General features: G+C 59.2%; 14 protein-coding genes. 7 read left to right on the top strand and 7 right to left on the bottom strand.

The genetic code is table 11. The annotated features are described in order from the left end of the window. Positions 1–3 precede the first annotated feature (3 nt). From ACJJVH_RS08015 to ACJJVH_RS08005, 3 genes are all read right to left on the bottom strand, one after another. The gene (locus ACJJVH_RS08015; RefSeq protein ID WP_113356718.1) at positions 4–582 is read right to left on the bottom strand and encodes a methylenetetrahydrofolate reductase C-terminal domain-containing protein; all 579 of its coding nucleotides are present in this window, start codon (positions 580–582) and stop codon (positions 4–6) included. Next, on the bottom strand, positions 575–877 hold the full coding sequence (locus ACJJVH_RS08010) for a virulence factor (RefSeq protein ID WP_412065044.1): 303 nt from the start codon (positions 875–877) through the stop codon (positions 575–577). Before ACJJVH_RS08010 ends, ACJJVH_RS08015 begins: the two co-directional genes overlap by 8 nt. Before the next feature lie 237 nt (positions 878–1,114). Then, positions 1,115–1,747 (bottom strand): DUF1638 domain-containing protein, encoded by a 633-nt coding sequence (locus tag ACJJVH_RS08005; RefSeq protein WP_162703971.1) that lies wholly within the window; start codon positions 1,745–1,747, stop codon positions 1,115–1,117. 25 nt (positions 1,748–1,772) lie between these two features. Between ACJJVH_RS08005 and ACJJVH_RS08000 the strand changes: the two genes are divergently transcribed. Next, a complete protein-coding gene (locus ACJJVH_RS08000) occupies positions 1,773–1,934 on the top strand; it encodes an entericidin A/B family lipoprotein (protein WP_112798162.1) in 162 nt (53 codons plus the stop codon). A gap of 62 nt (positions 1,935–1,996) precedes the next feature. Here the strand turns inward: ACJJVH_RS08000 and ACJJVH_RS07995 are convergent, their stop codons facing one another. Beyond that, positions 1,997–2,698: a B12-binding domain-containing protein gene (locus ACJJVH_RS07995; protein WP_112798160.1), complete on the bottom strand. Its 702-nt coding sequence runs from the start codon at positions 2,696–2,698 to the stop codon at positions 1,997–1,999. A gap of 260 nt (positions 2,699–2,958) precedes the next feature. Between ACJJVH_RS07995 and ACJJVH_RS07990 the strand changes: the two genes are divergently transcribed. The 3 genes from ACJJVH_RS07990 to ACJJVH_RS07980 all read left to right on the top strand — a co-directional run bounded on the left by ACJJVH_RS07990 (position 2,959) and on the right by ACJJVH_RS07980 (position 6,148). Then, on the top strand, positions 2,959–4,539 hold the full coding sequence (locus ACJJVH_RS07990; RefSeq protein WP_112797798.1) for a trimethylamine methyltransferase family protein: 1,581 nt from the start codon (positions 2,959–2,961) through the stop codon (positions 4,537–4,539). Positions 4,540–4,640: 101 nt separating this feature from the next. Continuing rightward, positions 4,641–5,333: a 4Fe-4S dicluster domain-containing protein gene (locus ACJJVH_RS07985; RefSeq protein ID WP_113404758.1), complete on the top strand. Its 693-nt coding sequence runs from the start codon at positions 4,641–4,643 to the stop codon at positions 5,331–5,333. A gap of 68 nt (positions 5,334–5,401) precedes the next feature. Further along, positions 5,402–6,148, top strand: coding sequence for a phosphodiester glycosidase family protein (locus ACJJVH_RS07980; RefSeq protein ID WP_412065043.1), 747 nt, complete (start codon positions 5,402–5,404; stop codon positions 6,146–6,148). 79 nt (positions 6,149–6,227) lie between these two features. Here ACJJVH_RS07980 and ACJJVH_RS07975 read toward each other — a convergent pair whose 3' ends face one another. Further along, a complete protein-coding gene (locus ACJJVH_RS07975; protein WP_113404757.1) occupies positions 6,228–7,442 on the bottom strand; it encodes a glycosyltransferase family 2 protein in 1,215 nt (404 codons plus the stop codon). Positions 7,443–7,639: 197 nt separating this feature from the next. Here ACJJVH_RS07975 and ACJJVH_RS07970 point away from each other — a divergent pair, with 197 nt between their 5' ends. The 3 genes from ACJJVH_RS07970 to glf all read left to right on the top strand — a co-directional run bounded on the left by ACJJVH_RS07970 (position 7,640) and on the right by glf (position 12,344). Next, complete coding sequence (locus ACJJVH_RS07970) at positions 7,640–9,850, top strand: hypothetical protein (RefSeq protein WP_113385557.1); 2,211 nt, start codon at positions 7,640–7,642, stop codon at positions 9,848–9,850. A 42-nt stretch (positions 9,851–9,892) separates the two neighbouring features. Beyond that, positions 9,893–11,020 (top strand): hypothetical protein, encoded by a 1,128-nt coding sequence (locus ACJJVH_RS07965; protein ID WP_412065042.1) that lies wholly within the window; start codon positions 9,893–9,895, stop codon positions 11,018–11,020. A gap of 148 nt (positions 11,021–11,168) precedes the next feature. Continuing rightward, the gene (glf, locus tag ACJJVH_RS07960) at positions 11,169–12,344 is read left to right on the top strand and encodes a UDP-galactopyranose mutase (RefSeq protein ID WP_412065041.1); all 1,176 of its coding nucleotides are present in this window, start codon (positions 11,169–11,171) and stop codon (positions 12,342–12,344) included. Between the two features lie 102 nt (positions 12,345–12,446). Here the strand turns inward: glf and bmt are convergent, their stop codons facing one another. Further along, positions 12,447–13,460 carry a betaine--homocysteine S-methyltransferase gene (bmt, locus tag ACJJVH_RS07955; protein WP_113393900.1) on the bottom strand — a complete coding sequence of 338 codons (1,014 nt, stop codon included), beginning with the start codon at positions 13,458–13,460 and terminating at the stop codon, positions 12,447–12,449. A 182-nt stretch (positions 13,461–13,642) separates the two neighbouring features. Then, positions 13,643–14,077, bottom strand: coding sequence for an IS200/IS605 family transposase (gene tnpA / locus ACJJVH_RS07950; protein ID WP_113356627.1), 435 nt, complete (start codon positions 14,075–14,077; stop codon positions 13,643–13,645). Between the last annotated feature and the right edge of the window lie 45 nt (positions 14,078–14,122).

Genomic DNA, 14,122 nt, shown 5'->3' with positions numbered 1-14,122 from the left:
CCGTCAGGCTTCCTTTTTCGCCGCTTCGCGGGCTGCTGCCGCCTCCGCCGTGACGCGAAGCCAGGAAGAGGTTTCACGCAACGACTGGTTTACCGGTTTCTGCACCTTCAGGATCGCATCGCCATGGGTCATGTTTCTCGAGCCGTTCCAGGCCTGTACCCAGACGCAAGGCATGTCGGGCTCGACCTCGCAATTGCCATTGGCTCGCACGCCGCCGCAGGGGCCATTGCGCAACTGCTTGGGACAGTTCATCGGGCAGGACATGCCTGTCGACGACAGCGCGCACTGGCCGCACATACGGCAATCGAACAGGAAGCCCTTCACATTGCGTTCGATGAAGGTGATCGGGCGCTCCACGCGATCATAGCCGAATGCCTTCCAGAGCGGATGAAGCAAAAGAAAGGCGTCGGCGAAGCGACGATAGAACCATTCGAAGAAGCGGGAGTGACGGACGGCCCAGAGGCGGACCGTATATTTGCGCCGGGCGCGGCGGTTGGGCGAGACGCCCGCCGGCGTATAGGCGCCGCTGGCAGCCTTTGCCGCCGCGGCAGCGTTGCCGGGCTTTTGAACGGCGTCAGCCATTGTCGCGGCCTCCGGCCTTCACGAGCGCCACCAGCCGTTCGCGATCGTATGCAGCCTCGAGTTCGGCCGCCGCCTTGTCCGCTTCGGTTTCAAGATCGTCGGATACCGGCACAGGATTCGCCTTGCGCCATTCGGCAAGATAGTCGTCGGTTTCGGCCGCGCCCGTGCGCATGGCGCACATGTCGATTGCCTCGGTAAAGCGCAGCGAAAGCTCGCGTTTTGCCGTCTGCCTGCCCTTTTTTATAATCACCTGGGCCGGGATATCCCGCCAGTAGACGACAATGCGATCCGCCATGCACAAAATCTCCTCTTCACACAAGAATGCACGTCGGCCGATCATCGGACTGCGCTCGCCACGACGCGCCATATGCCGAAAAGCGACGTCACATGAAAACCTCGTCCACAAGTATCGCTGACGGGCATTCTCCTTTGAAACCGCCGGGTCCGAACTGTAGCTGAATGTCTGTGAGGCGTCCGGCATGCCGATCGCGGTAAAGATAAAATTGGCTTGCAAGCGACATGGTTGTCGCAATCAGGCGATCGGCAATTCACGCGCCAGATCGCCATAACCGGTAAAGCGATATTCATAGTCCAGGCCGAGATATTCGGCGGCTTCCCTTGCCTTGGCCTGCAGCACCGGGTCCTCCTCCTGCGACAGGTAGACTACCTTGCGATAGTTGCCGAAATACATGTCGCGCAGTTCCGGATGCCGGTCCAGGCCGAGCGGGACGACGACGAAGGATTCGAACTGACGGGCCAGAAAATCGGTGAGGAAAAACGAGGTGACGTCATCGTCGCGCGCCGCGAAGGCCTCGTTGCCCGTGAAGAAGGAATAACAGTGCGGGCCGGAAAGGCGCTCTATTCCCTCGCGTTCGCAGATCTTGTCGATAGCGCCCCCTGTGCCGCAATCGGCATAGCCGATGAAGATCTTCTCGAAGCCGCGCGAACGTGCCGATGCAATCGCCTGCTCCAGAGCCGGAGCGATCTTTTGCGGGTAGGAATGGTAGATTGCCGGAAGACAGTGAAGATCGATGTGGTCGAGGCTATTTATTCTGGTGATCGCCAGTATCTCGCGCGCGATTGCGCCGCACGCGATCACATGAACTTTTTGCTTTGTCGCGCGTTTATCCAGCGGAGAATTTGTCTCCGCTTTTTGTTGATCCATATTCACCTGGAGGGGGTTCCCAACCATGACCGCACCGACACTCACCAAAATTGCAGCCGCCTGCGCAGTTCTCATGGTCCTTGCTTCATGCGCCAATACAATTCGCGGCATGGGCAGAGATACTGCAAATGCGGTCAACGCGACCGAGGATGCCGGTCACACCGTCAAGAGGGCGGCCAACAACTGATTTGGGATGCCAACGGGCCGGAGGCAACCCATGAACTGCCTCCGGTTCCGGGATTGCCGCAATCAGGCTCCCGCAGCCAGGCTATTGTGCTTGCGCTTCATGAATTCCTTGGCGGTTTCAACCGCTACGGCAGCATCGCGACAATAGGCGTCGGCACCCACGGCCTTGCCGAACTCTTCGTTCAGCGGCGCACCGCCGACCAGAACGACGTAATCGTCGCGCAGGCCCTTTTCCTTCAGCGTATCGATGACGACCTTCATGTAGGGCATCGTCGTGGTCAGCAAGGCCGACATGCCGAGAATATCAGGCTGCTCGCGTTCGATGGCATCGAGGTAGTTTTCGACCGGGTTGTTGATGCCGAGATCGATGACGTCGAAGCCGGCGCCTTCCATCATCATGCCGACGAGATTCTTGCCGATGTCGTGAATGTCGCCCTTGACGGTGCCGATCACCATCTTGCCGAGCTTCGGGGCGCCGGTCTGGGCCAGCAGCGGACGCAGAATCGCCATGCCGGCCTTCATCGCATTGGCCGAGAGCAGAACTTCCGGAACGAAGAGAATGCCGTCGCGGAAGTCGATGCCGACGATGCGCATGCCTTCGACGAGCGCCTGCGTCAGCACGTCATAAGGGGTCCAGCCGCGATCGAGAAGGATCTGCGTCGCTTCCTCGATCTCCTCCTTCAAGCCGTCGTAAAGATCGTCGTGCATCTGTTGCACGAGTTCTTCATCAGAAAGTTCCGAGAGAATGATTTCGTCGTCAGACATCCGCTCCATCCCGTTTTCGTGCGATGCATCATGGGCTTGTATAAAACACTGTCGCTATTATCGATAGACCTGAAGCTTGCTAAAACTCTTTTCGAATGCGACGTCGCACGGATCAATCGCGACGGACGACGAGGAGCCGATAATGTCGTTCGATGTCTGTCCTATGCTAGTTGCTGGCGCATTAAGGAACGTCCGCACGGCGGAATCGGGTAGCATAGTGTCACGAAAGACGCATCCATGCGCAGGAGTGAGGAAACATCATGGACGATATGATTGAGCAACCGGCTGCAGGCAACGAGGGCGGTGGACGGCGTTCGCGCAGCGAGGGCAGGGGCGCCGCCGCTCGGCGCGCTTCCCGCAGCGGCGGCGGCCCTGGCCCTTCGCTTCCCTATATCGTGCGGAAGATCGGCGTCTATGAAGTGCTCGACGAAGAAGGCCTGCAACTCATCGAGCGCAATGCCGACACGGTGCTCGAGGAAATCGGTATCGAGTTCCGCGACGATGCGGAAGCGCTTGCCCTGTGGAAGGAAGCCGGCGCCGACGTGCGCGGCCAGCGCGTCCATTTCCCGAAGGGGCTTTGCCGCGAGCTTCTGAAGACGGCGCCGAAGGAATTTACCTGGCACGCGCGCAACAGCGTCCGCAACGCCCATGTCGGCGGCAAGGCGACGATCTTCGCGCCGGTCTACGGACCGCCCTTCGTGCGCGACCTCGAGGGCAATCGCCGCTATGCGACGATCGAGGATTTCCGTAATTTCGTGAAGCTCGCCTATATGGCGCCATCGATGCATTCTTCGGGCGGCACGGTTTGCGAGCCTGTGGACATTCCGGTGAACAAGCGTCATCTCGACATGATCTACAGCCATATCAAATATTCCGACAAGCCGTTCATGGGGTCGGTCACGGCACCGGAGCGCGCCGAGGACACCATCGCGATGGCGAAAATCGTGTTCGGCGACGATTTCGTCGAGAACAATTGCGTGACGCTGAACCTCATCAACGCCAATTCGCCGATGGTGTTCGACGAGACCATGCTCGGCGCGCTGAAGGTCTATGCGAAGCACAATCAGGCGTCGGTCGTTTCTCCCTTCATCCTTTCCGGGGCGATGAGCCCGGTGACGGTTGCCGGCACGCTGACGCAGATTCTGGCCGAGGTGCTGGCCGGCGCTTCCTTCACGCAGTTGATTCGCAAGGGCTCGCCGGTCCTGTTCGGCACCTTTGCCGCATCGATCTCGATGCAATCGGGTGCGCCGACCTTCGGCACGCCCGAACCGTCGCTCGTTTCCTATGGTGCTGCACAGCTTGCCCGCCGTCTCGGTCTGCCATTCCGTACCGGCGGGTCGCTTTGCGCGTCGAAGGTGCCGGATGCGCAGGCTGCCCATGAATCCGCCAACACCTTGAACATGACGCTGCTGGCCGGCACGAACTTCGTGCTTCATGCGGCCGGGTGGCTGGAAGGCGGTCTCGTCTCCTCCTATGAGAAGTTCATGATCGACCAGGATCAGCTCGGCATGATGCAGAAGATGGCCGAGGGCATCGATCTCTCCGATAACGGCCAGGCGCTGGATGCCATCCGCGAGGTCGGACCCGGAAGCCATTATCTCGGCTGCAGCCATACGCAGGCCAACTTCCAGTCCGCCTTCTATCGCTCGGCGCTTGCCGACAACAACTCCTTCGAGCAGTGGGAGATCGAGGGCCAGAAACGGGTCGAGGAACGCGCCAACGCGCTTTGCCGCTCCTGGCTCGATCACTACGAAGCGCCGCCGCTCGATCCGGCGATCGACGAGGCGTTGCTTGCCTATATCCAGAAGCGCAAGGATTCCATGCCGGACGCCTTTACCTGAAGAGAGCCCGAGGCCGCCAGGGAGCAAGGCGGTGCGACGCGCGTTGCCGACCTGATCCAGAAGGAGGTCTGGCGGCCGCACTATCCATATAAGGGGCCACGGTGAACCGCGGCGCTGCGATATTCGAACAGCTCCGTGCGGCGCTCGGCGTCCACGGAGTTTTCGTTCGTGGCAGCCTGTCCTTCAGCGAAGGTGCGGGACCTCGCCTCATGGACGGCACGACCGCCCGAAGCGTTGTCCTGCTTGGCAACATCGGCGGCTCGATCTGGCCGGCGTTTTCGCGATGGCGAGATATGCCGGACAACAGTCGGCGCCAAGATCCCCTCGACGATTGGTCGAAGGCGATCATCCGGCCTGTCGCGGCGGATTTGGGGGCTACGGCCTATTTCCCTTCCGATCCCCCCTGGCAGCCGTTCCAGCGCTGGGCCATGCAGGCCGAGGGATTGAAGGCGTCGCCGCTCGGCATATTGATCCATCCGGAATATGGCCTGTGGCATGGTTATCGCGGCGCATTGGGCTTCGCCGAGCCGCTGGAGAAAACCGAGATGCCGGAGTTTTCCGCGAACCCATGCGATCGATGCGTGGAGAAGCCCTGTCTTGTGGCGTGTCCCGTCGATGCCGTCACGGCGGCGGCTTTCGATGTTGAGGGCTGTCGCTCGCATTTGCGCACCGAGGAAGGGCGGGCGGGATGCACGACGCGCGGTTGTCTTGCGCGCAATGCCTGTCCGGTCGCGGCGGAATATCGCTATCCCGCCGCGCAACTTGCATTCCATATGGCGGCACTCCAGCTTTAGTCCCCGGACGCTCCTTGTTTTGCCGTATTGCGATGCGTTCTGAACGCCTGTGCTATTCATGCGGAGCTATGCGTTTGATTCGATTGATGGTCATCCTTGCCGTTCTTGCCTGTGCCGCTAGCGCATCGGCCGGCGAAGCCTGCCGCAAGGTCCGGCATATGGGCGACGGCTATACGGTGTGCACCTTCGATCCCGCTGCCGACGATATCCAGATTTTCCAGAACGACCGCAGCGGCAAGCCCTATGGCTCGTTCCGGGCGCTGGAAAACGATTTGCGCCGGGATCGCATCTATGTCCGCTTTGCCATGAACGGCGGCATGTATCTCGACGACCTGTCCCCCGTCGGCCTCTTCATCGAAAACGGACGCGAGTTGAAGACGATCAACACCAACAAGGGCTGGGGTAATTTCCACCTGTTGCCGAACGGGGTGTTCTATCTCGGATCGGGCAAGGCCGGGATCATGGAAAGCAGGGCATTCGCCGCTTCCGGTATCAAGCCTTTCTACGCAACCCAGTCCGGCCCCATGCTTGTCGTCAACGGAAAGCTTCATCCGTCGTTTCTGGCGGACAGCACCAGCTTGAAGATACGAAACGGCGTCGGCGTTGCCCGCGACGGCAAGGTCGTCTTTGCCATTTCCGATGGCGCCGTGCGCTTCCACGATTTCGCGACGCTTTTCCGCGACGATCTCGGCTGTGCGAACGCCCTGTTTCTGGACGGCAGCATCTCCAGTCTCGACATTCCCGAATGGCAAAGGCGAGATGGCCTGTTTCCGCTCGGTCCGATCATTGCTGTGACGGAAATGCTGCCCGGCTGAACAGCCTGAAACGGGAAAGGCTCCGCCGTGCTTTTGTGCGGCGAAGCCCATTTATGGCGTTTCAGCTCTCCCTCAGATCTCAGACGAACTGGTCAATATAGGTGAAAATGTTGAACAGGCCGTCTTTGGGGCCTGGATTGGGCGGAAAATCCTCGGTGAAGCGGAGATATGCCCTCGGCTTGCTGCCATGGCCGCCGGTCTCGGGCGTTTCCCTCGAAAGATGTTGCCGGATCGACGGGGAGAGAAGATTGATCGTGTCGTCGTCGATGATCGGCTGGAGAATGACGGGCTCGCCATTGAAGGCGATCGCTTCCGTTGCGGCGGTCGCGATACCCGCCAGCTTGCGGATCTGATCGTAGGAATCCGGAGGCAGCGGCGTCGGCAGGTAGGCCGCCATGCGATGATACATGATATAGGCTTCGACCCAGTTCTGGGCATTGACATGCAAGCGCATGGCCACGGCCTGACGCTGCAGCATGAACTCGGTGATACGCGGCATCAGCGATCCGCGATAGTCCGGAGGATACCGGTTGTCGCGGAGCGCCTGCGAGGCGAGATATTCGAGGCCGCCCCGGTAGCTGTCCCATTGGAACATGCATTCCTTGTTGCCCTGTTGCAGGCGTGGATCGTCGGAAACGGCAGTCACGCGGGCGAAGGGCTCCGGCATGAACAGCACGTCGGCCTTGTCCAGTGCGCGCGTCGTGTAAAGGAATGCCCAGAAGATGAAGGGTGTGGGGCTGGATATCGACTTCGTCAGGACGTCGCGCCGGATGATCATGAATTCGGGGAAAACGTGTTTCTCGAGAATGAATTCGAGCATCGAGCGGAAATCGCCCTTGGAGTGCCGCGTCGGATAGGAGAGGTGATAGAAGGGCTGCATATCGCCGCCGCCCGGCCGGCCATCGACCAGAAGCCAGGGCGCCTGGATCATGCCGATGCCCTTGTCGTCCATCATGATGCGGAGATACTCCACCACCTTTTCCGGAATCAGAAGATCGTCGTCGCCTAGAAAGACCGCATATTGGCCGCGGGCTCTCTGCATGGCAAAGGCGTAATTGCTGATGAAACCGGAGTTGCGCGCCCTACGATAGGCGCTGATTTCCGGATGATGCGAGATCGACTGGATATAGTCCGCCGTTTCATCGGTCGAACAATCGTCGACGATGACGATCTCGAAAGGGAGATTCAACCGCCGAAATTCCTCCAGATGGAAGTTGACGTTCCGCTCGAGCATGAACTGACGGTTATAGGTCGGAACGCAGATCGAAAGGACAGGGACTTGAGCAGAAGACATCGATTTCTCCACATCGCATCGGCGCGATTCTGAGCGCTGGCTTTGATGGATGGATAAGCGGGATTGCTTTCGCGGGGCTGGACAGTTGAGTTGTCAAAGGGCTCTCGACCCGCCGGCCAATCTCGATCGGTACGACAGCTTGGCGCAAGGCCTTGCTGAAATTGTCTCCGTCATTCGACGATGATGGAGATTCCCATATGCAGACCGAAGCCAAGTGGTATGCCAACGTTCTGGAAAAGCGGGCTGCCCAGAAATCCGAGGCGGCCATATCTCCGGTTGCCGATAGTCAGGTCGTGGTGGATCTCGAAGTGCCGGAGTTCTGGTTTACCGTTGCTGCCGATGGTGATCGACATTCCCGCATGTTTGCCGAACTGTGTGCGGGACTGGGTCGGCGCAGCCTGACAGCCAATCTTTCGATCGTGCCGTTCGGCTCTTATCAGGCGCCGCGCAAGGCGCCTGCCAACGGCATTTGCATTTCCTATCATTCGGTGGGGGATGGCCCCAACATCTGGCGTGTCAAGGAGACGCCAATCGTTGGTTGGTATTCGTTTGATCAAAATGGCTTCTCGGGCTGGAGCTCGCTCGGGCGCTTTCCCGAGCAGCATGCCGCCGCCATTGACGCGGTCGAAACAGCCCTGGCACTTAAGGAGGTCGGGCAGCTCCGTCACATGCTGAGGGCGAGCAACTCGTCAAAATACACGCAATCGAACCAGCCGTTCGATGCAGGTCGGCCCTTCGTATATCTGCCGCTTCAGCTTTTGGACGACCCGGTCTCGCAATTCTATCGGTTCGATGTGATCGAGGTCCTGCGCTATTGCGCAGCGCTGGCAGAGCGCACCGGCCAGTTGCTCGTTGTCAAGCGTCATCCGCTATGCAAAAGCGACATCATCGGCGCGGAGCTGGAGCGCCTTCGTCATGCCAACAAGAATGTGTTGATATCGGACGCCTCAATCCACGAGCATCTCTCGAGATGCCGAGCGGTGGTCGTCGCGAATTCCGGCGTCGGCCTCGAAGCCATGATGTACGGCAAGCCCGTATTCACTTTTGCCACGAGCGAATATGAACTCGGGGCATATCCCTGCGGCAGCCTGGAGGACATCGGTCGCGCCTTTGCTCCGAATTTGCCGGAGGACGACGGACGCGGCGCACGCTTCCTCTTCTATTATCTCAGCCAGTGCTGCTTCTCGATCTACAATCGCGAGACCGTCGATCGCTGTATTGCGCGCGCCCTGTCGGACGCGAAAATCGCTGCTCCGCAGATTTTTGCCACAAAGCGCGATGCTGATCTGCGTGCCTATGCGAGTACGGCGCAATTGCAACGCGAGGCGCCTGCCGTCGCGGTGCCCGCCCCAAGCACAGAAGCCGCGAATTCGAATTCGCTCTATTCGAATGCTGCGGCGCAGGTGGCACTGCTGCTTCATGCCGGCGGCGTCACGGCCAGCGTTGGTCAACTTATCATGACCGACATGACGCGTGCCGCCTACAGCAAATACGCGGAGCTGGCGTCTGCGTTCAACTCCAATCCGGCGGCCGCGCCAATCGTCGATGCGCAGCTATTGCGATCCGAATATGCGTCCGGTCTCGATAAAAGCGTTGCCAAACGAAATGTCACCGCTGCCGACTATCAGCGCCTCCATGATGGCGACGCGGGCTATCAGAACAACAACTGGCTGGTCGATCATGCCGCCATTATCGAGACGGCTCGTCCCGGCACGATTGTCGAAGTCGGTTGCGGCAACGGGCAGTTCTTGCGCGCTATCGCCGGTAAAGTCAGGAATGTCATAGGCTTGGATTGGGCCCGCTCGCCGCTGCTCGGCCAGCTGCCGGAAAATGTGACATTCCAGGGGACGAATGTCCTCGCGGACGATATTCCGAGAGGCGACATATGCTGCTCGGCCGACGTGCTCGAGCATTTCGAACCGCATGCCCTGCCGGGCCTTTTGAAGAAGCTGCATGAGAGCGCGCCGATAAATTATCATGTTATCGCCTGCTATGACGACGGCCACAGTCATTGCGCCGTTCTGCATCCCGGCCAGTGGTTAGGCCTCTTCAGATCGCTGGACCCGTCCTACGAGATTGCAGCGATCATTCCGCGCCGCGGCAAACTGGATCAAATCGTATGCGTCATTACAAACCTGCCGCGCGCCTCGAATCATTTTCCGTCTTTCGGACCGGTTGTGGGCGTGTGGGAGACGAATAACGGACAGAAGGTGGATTTCCGCAGGGATTTCACCGTCAATGTTGCCGGAGCAACAGTCGCGGCTTGGTTCCCGATGCCGGATAACAGTGCTGCCGTCGGCTGGCTTGAGTCGGGCATGGTCGATGTCGTCAAACCCATCCAGGACGGAAGGGTCTTGAATATACTCAATCTGCGCGGCGAGGAGCATCAGGTCCGCCGGGTGGATTGATTGTGACACAGGATGAAATCGTCGGTAACAGGAGCTTGACGAATGAATATCATGTCGGTGGAACGGCGTGGTCTGCCCGTTGACCTTTTGGAGGGGCTGAGCGAAGCACCGCCTTTAACGGGGGACACGCTGACCGGTACGTTTTGGAGTTTTGGCGATTTCAAGCAGGGTATTCTCTCCCGCTTCATGGTGCTGGCTCCGGGCGGTCTGATCGGCAATTATTTTGATCCGTCGATCGATCTCTGGCAGATCATTGATGGGCGGCTGTGTTTTGTCGACCACGATGGGTTGCCGACGGTTGTCTTCAATCTTGCCGGTGTCGAAGCGGGGAAGGTGACAACACTCGCCGGACGTGGAATCATCGGTGGCGTAGATTCCACATATGTTTTGCTGGCTACCAACCATCCGGCGCACCCTCTGTTTTCGACGCCGGCTGGTGTCGAGCGGAAGGCATCGTTTCTGGTGGAGCCTTTCCGCGAGTCTCAGCGCCCGAACCTCGTCGTCGTGCCCGCCAATGCAAAATCACTACATCCGCGTTGGTTCGATGGGATCGATGACGGGATGCGCAATTGGGACCTCTGCATCGGTTACTACGGCGTAGAGGAGCCCGAAGTCTCCGGCAGTCCGTATGAATATTTGGCACATCTGCCCAAGCGCAAGAAATTCAAGATCATCTATGATCTTTTCCACCAGAACAGCCCGCTCTGGAACTACGAGCGCATCTGGTTGCCTGACGACGATCTCCTGTGCAGCGGCGAGGATGTCAACCGGATGTTCCATCTGTCGCACAAGTACGATCTCGACCTGGCGCAGCCGTCGCTGAAGAAGGGCCCCGGGTGTTATCCGAACCATCCTCTGACGGTTCAGCGACCGCACAGTGTGGTACGCTTCGAGGGCTTCGTCGAAATCATGTGCCCGATTTTCTCGCGGCGCGGACTGCAGATCTGTATCGACTCCATGCGGGACGTCGAATCCGGTTACGGCCTCGATCATCTGTGGCCGTCTTTCCTAGGAAGACCCATCGGGCGCATGGGGATCATTGACGCCGTCTCTATCGCCCATACGCGTCCGTTGGGTGCGACCTATAACGTCAACGCCGCCCTCGAAGAGCAGGCGGCCCTATTCAGGGCGTATCAATACACTCCGCTGAAATATGCCGGCGTCTGGTGAACCCACGGGCGCAGGGGCTCGATCTTGCCATCCATGTCTCCGGGGGTGGTCCAGCCTGCACTCGGTTTTTTCAACGTATTGCCAATATTGATTTCCGCATTCGACTGAAACCATCGCCGAGATTTTCCGGTACTGAAAGTTTGAAAGCATGATCGACTTTTCGAAGGCAGACCTGTTGATCGTCGGCGCGGGGTTCTATGGCGCGACGATTGCGGAGCGGGTGGCGAACGAGTTGCAGAAGAATGTGCTTCTGATCGACCGGCGCAACCATATCGGCGGCAATGCCTATAGCGAGTTCGACGGCGAGACCGGCATCGAGGTTCATCGCTACGGCGCGCATCTTTTCCACACGCCGAATGAAGCGGTCTGGGCCTATCTGAACAGGTTTACGGCGTTCACCGACTACAGGCACCGCGTCTATTCGACCTACCGCGATCAGGTTTATTCGATGCCGATCAATCTCGGCACGATCTCGCAATTCTTCAACCGTCGCCTTTCTCCGGCTGACGCGAAGGCGCTGATTGCGGAGCAGGCAGCGGAAATGGCGGGCCGTCTTCCGGCAAATCTCGAAGAGAAGGCGATTTCCCTGATCGGCCGGCCTTTGTACGAGGCCTTCATCCGCGGCTATACCGCCAAGCAGTGGCAGACGGACCCGCGCGATCTGCCCGAGCACATCATCACGCGCCTGCCCGTGCGCTACAACTTCGACAATCGCTACTTCAACGACAGGTATGAAGGCCTGCCGGTCGACGGCTATACGGCGATTTTCGAGAGGATGCTGAAGCATCCCAGGATACAGATCGCGCTCGGCGTCGATTTCTTCTCGTTGAAATCCTCGCTGCCGGCCGGTCTGCCGATCGTCTATACCGGTCCGATCGATCGCTATTTCGATTACTCCGAAGGCGAGCTCGGATGGCGCACCATCGACTTCGAAAAAGAGACCTTGAACACCGGCGATTTCCAGGGCACGGCGGTCATGAACTACGCCGACGAAACGGTCCCCTACACACGCATTCTGGAATTTCGCCACTTCAATCCCGAGCGCGGCTATCAGAATGAAAAGACCGTCGTGGTGCGGGAATATTCACGCTCGGCCAAGCGTGCTGACGAGCCCTATTATCCGATCGACACGCGGCAGGACAAGGATGTCTTCCTGCGGTATCGCGAGCGGGCGGAGGCGGAGACCAATGTCCATTTCGGCGGGCGGCTCGGCACCTATCGCTATCTCGACATGCATCAGGCCATCGGCGCAGCCTTGAAGGCATTCGACAGCCGTATCGTTCCGCATTTCACCGAAGGCCGCTCCATCGGCGGCGAAAAATAGGCGGTGCTCCGGCATCGGCCGAAGGGCGATGCCGGACGGGTCCCCGCGAAGACGTTCGACATACGGAGAAAAGCCCGGATGACCGGGCTTTTTTCTGTTTCCTCAGGACCGTCTGCGGCGTTCGCGCGCGGGCGCGGCAGGGCCTTCGTTGGCGGTCTTGTTACGCAGCGGGCCGATCCTTTCGATGATCGTCTCCAATGTCGGGCGAGGGCCGGGCGTGTAGCTATCGAGCGCCTGCCGCATGGCGGCGAGATGGCCGCAAGAGGTGCCGCAGCAGCCGCCGATGATCCTGGCGCCCGCGTCGCGGGCAAGGCGGGCATAGTCGGCCATCAGCGGCGGCGTACCCGAGTAATGGATTTCGGCGCCGCGATATTCGGGAATGCCGCAATTGCCCTTGACGATGATGGTCGCGGCTGAATCCGCCTCGGTCATATCGAGCAAGCTCGACAGGATATCGGAGGCGCCGACGCCGCAGTTGGCGCCGACGGCGAGCGGACCGTCGCCGATATCCGTGGCGACGGCGTGGATGTCTTTCGGATGCAGGCCCATCATGGTCTTGCCGGCCGTATCGAACGAACCGGTATAGGTGTAGGGCAGGCCAACCTTGGCGGCGGCTTCGGCGGCGGCGCGGATTTCCTCCGGCGACGACATGGTTTCGATCCAGGCGACGTCGGCGCCGCCGGCCTGCAGGCCCTCGATCTGCTCGACGAAGGCTGCAACGGCGTCTTCATAGGTCAAGGCGCCGAGCGGCATCAAAAGTTCCCCCGTCGGTCCCACGGAACCGGCGACGATGACCTTGCGTTCGGCCTTGTCGGCCACGGCACGGGCAATCTCAGCCGCCGTCTTGTTGAGGCTGTGCACGCGATCCTGCGCGTGATGCAGCTTCAGGCGGTGACGCGTGCCGCCGAAGGTGTTGGTAAGGATGATGTCGGCGCCGGCATCGACGAAATCCTGATGCAGCTTCGTGATCCGCTCCGGATGTTGTTCGTTCCATAGCTCGGGCGCTTCGCCGGCTTCCAGGCCCATGGCGAAGAGATTGGTGCCCGTTGCTCCGTCGGCAAGCAACACGCCCTTTTCGGCAAGGAGTTTGGTCAAGGGATTGGCGGCTGCGGTCATGGCGTGTCCTCGGATAATCGGATGTCAAATGCAGATATAAACATTTCCTTATGTGCGCACAATGGCGACGTCGTTCTCCCTAAGATGCCGCAGTGCCGCAGCGATCACGAAGTCATGACCTCCACCAAAGGTGGAGGTTTGAAACGCTGCGCTTGAACCACTAGAAGTGGTTTTGTTAGCGCTTAGTAGCTACGATTAAAGAGGTCGGCAAAGTCGGAAGCTTTGTCGGCCTTTTCTTGGTTCCGGATATATTGTCTGACGACCTGCTCGTTATAGCCCGTCGTCGACACGAAATACCCACGTGCCCAAAAGTGATACCCTTTGTAGCGGCGCTTACGCGCGTACTTGTTGGCAATGTAAAGAGCCGTCTTGCCCTTCAAAAATCCAACTATATGCGCGACCGAGTATTTCGGCGGGATCGATATCAACATGTGGACATGATCGGGCATCAAATGACCCTCTTCGATCTGGCAGCCCTTTTGCTGAGCCAGACGACGTAAGAGTTCACCCAACTCTCGACGCACATCCCCGTAGAGTCTTTTCGTTCGGTATTTGCTGCCAAAAACAACGTGATATTTGCAGTCCCACGTCGCATGCGAGAGCGATTGCTCGTCCATATAACCTCCTTGTTTGAAGTCTGGGCCACACCAGAGGTTCAAGCA

The sequence above is a fragment of the Rhizobium sp. SYY.PMSO genome, assembly GCF_046840415.1.
Classification (GTDB): domain Bacteria; phylum Pseudomonadota; class Alphaproteobacteria; order Rhizobiales; family Rhizobiaceae; genus Rhizobium.
Note: the sequence above shows the minus strand (reverse complement) of the source record. Positions and strands in the feature narration are given on the sequence as shown.

What these genes read in the sequence shown, in the direction of transcription:
- ACJJVH_RS08015 (WP_113356718.1), bottom strand. Translation starts at nt 582, where the DNA reads ATGGCTGACGCCGTTCAAAAGCCCGGCAACGCTGCCGCGGCGGCAAAG.
- ACJJVH_RS08010 (WP_412065044.1), bottom strand. Translation starts at nt 877, where the DNA reads ATGGCGGATCGCATTGTCGTCTACTGGCGGGATATCCCGGCCCAGGTG.
- ACJJVH_RS08005 (WP_162703971.1), bottom strand. Translation starts at nt 1,747, where the DNA reads ATGGATCAACAAAAAGCGGAGACAAATTCTCCGCTGGATAAACGCGCG.
- ACJJVH_RS08000 (WP_112798162.1), top strand. Translation starts at nt 1,773, where the DNA reads ATGACCGCACCGACACTCACCAAAATTGCAGCCGCCTGCGCAGTTCTC.
- ACJJVH_RS07995 (WP_112798160.1), bottom strand. Translation starts at nt 2,698, where the DNA reads ATGTCTGACGACGAAATCATTCTCTCGGAACTTTCTGATGAAGAACTC.
- ACJJVH_RS07990 (WP_112797798.1), top strand. Translation starts at nt 2,959, where the DNA reads ATGGACGATATGATTGAGCAACCGGCTGCAGGCAACGAGGGCGGTGGA.
- ACJJVH_RS07980 (WP_412065043.1), top strand. Translation starts at nt 5,402, where the DNA reads ATGCGTTTGATTCGATTGATGGTCATCCTTGCCGTTCTTGCCTGTGCC.
- ACJJVH_RS07975 (WP_113404757.1), bottom strand. Translation starts at nt 7,442, where the DNA reads ATGTCTTCTGCTCAAGTCCCTGTCCTTTCGATCTGCGTTCCGACCTAT.
- ACJJVH_RS07970 (WP_113385557.1), top strand. Translation starts at nt 7,640, where the DNA reads ATGCAGACCGAAGCCAAGTGGTATGCCAACGTTCTGGAAAAGCGGGCT.
- ACJJVH_RS07965 (WP_412065042.1), top strand. Translation starts at nt 9,893, where the DNA reads ATGAATATCATGTCGGTGGAACGGCGTGGTCTGCCCGTTGACCTTTTG.
- glf (WP_412065041.1), top strand. Translation starts at nt 11,169, where the DNA reads ATGATCGACTTTTCGAAGGCAGACCTGTTGATCGTCGGCGCGGGGTTC.
- bmt (WP_113393900.1), bottom strand. Translation starts at nt 13,460, where the DNA reads ATGACCGCAGCCGCCAATCCCTTGACCAAACTCCTTGCCGAAAAGGGC.
- tnpA (WP_113356627.1), bottom strand. Translation starts at nt 14,077, where the DNA reads ATGGACGAGCAATCGCTCTCGCATGCGACGTGGGACTGCAAATATCAC.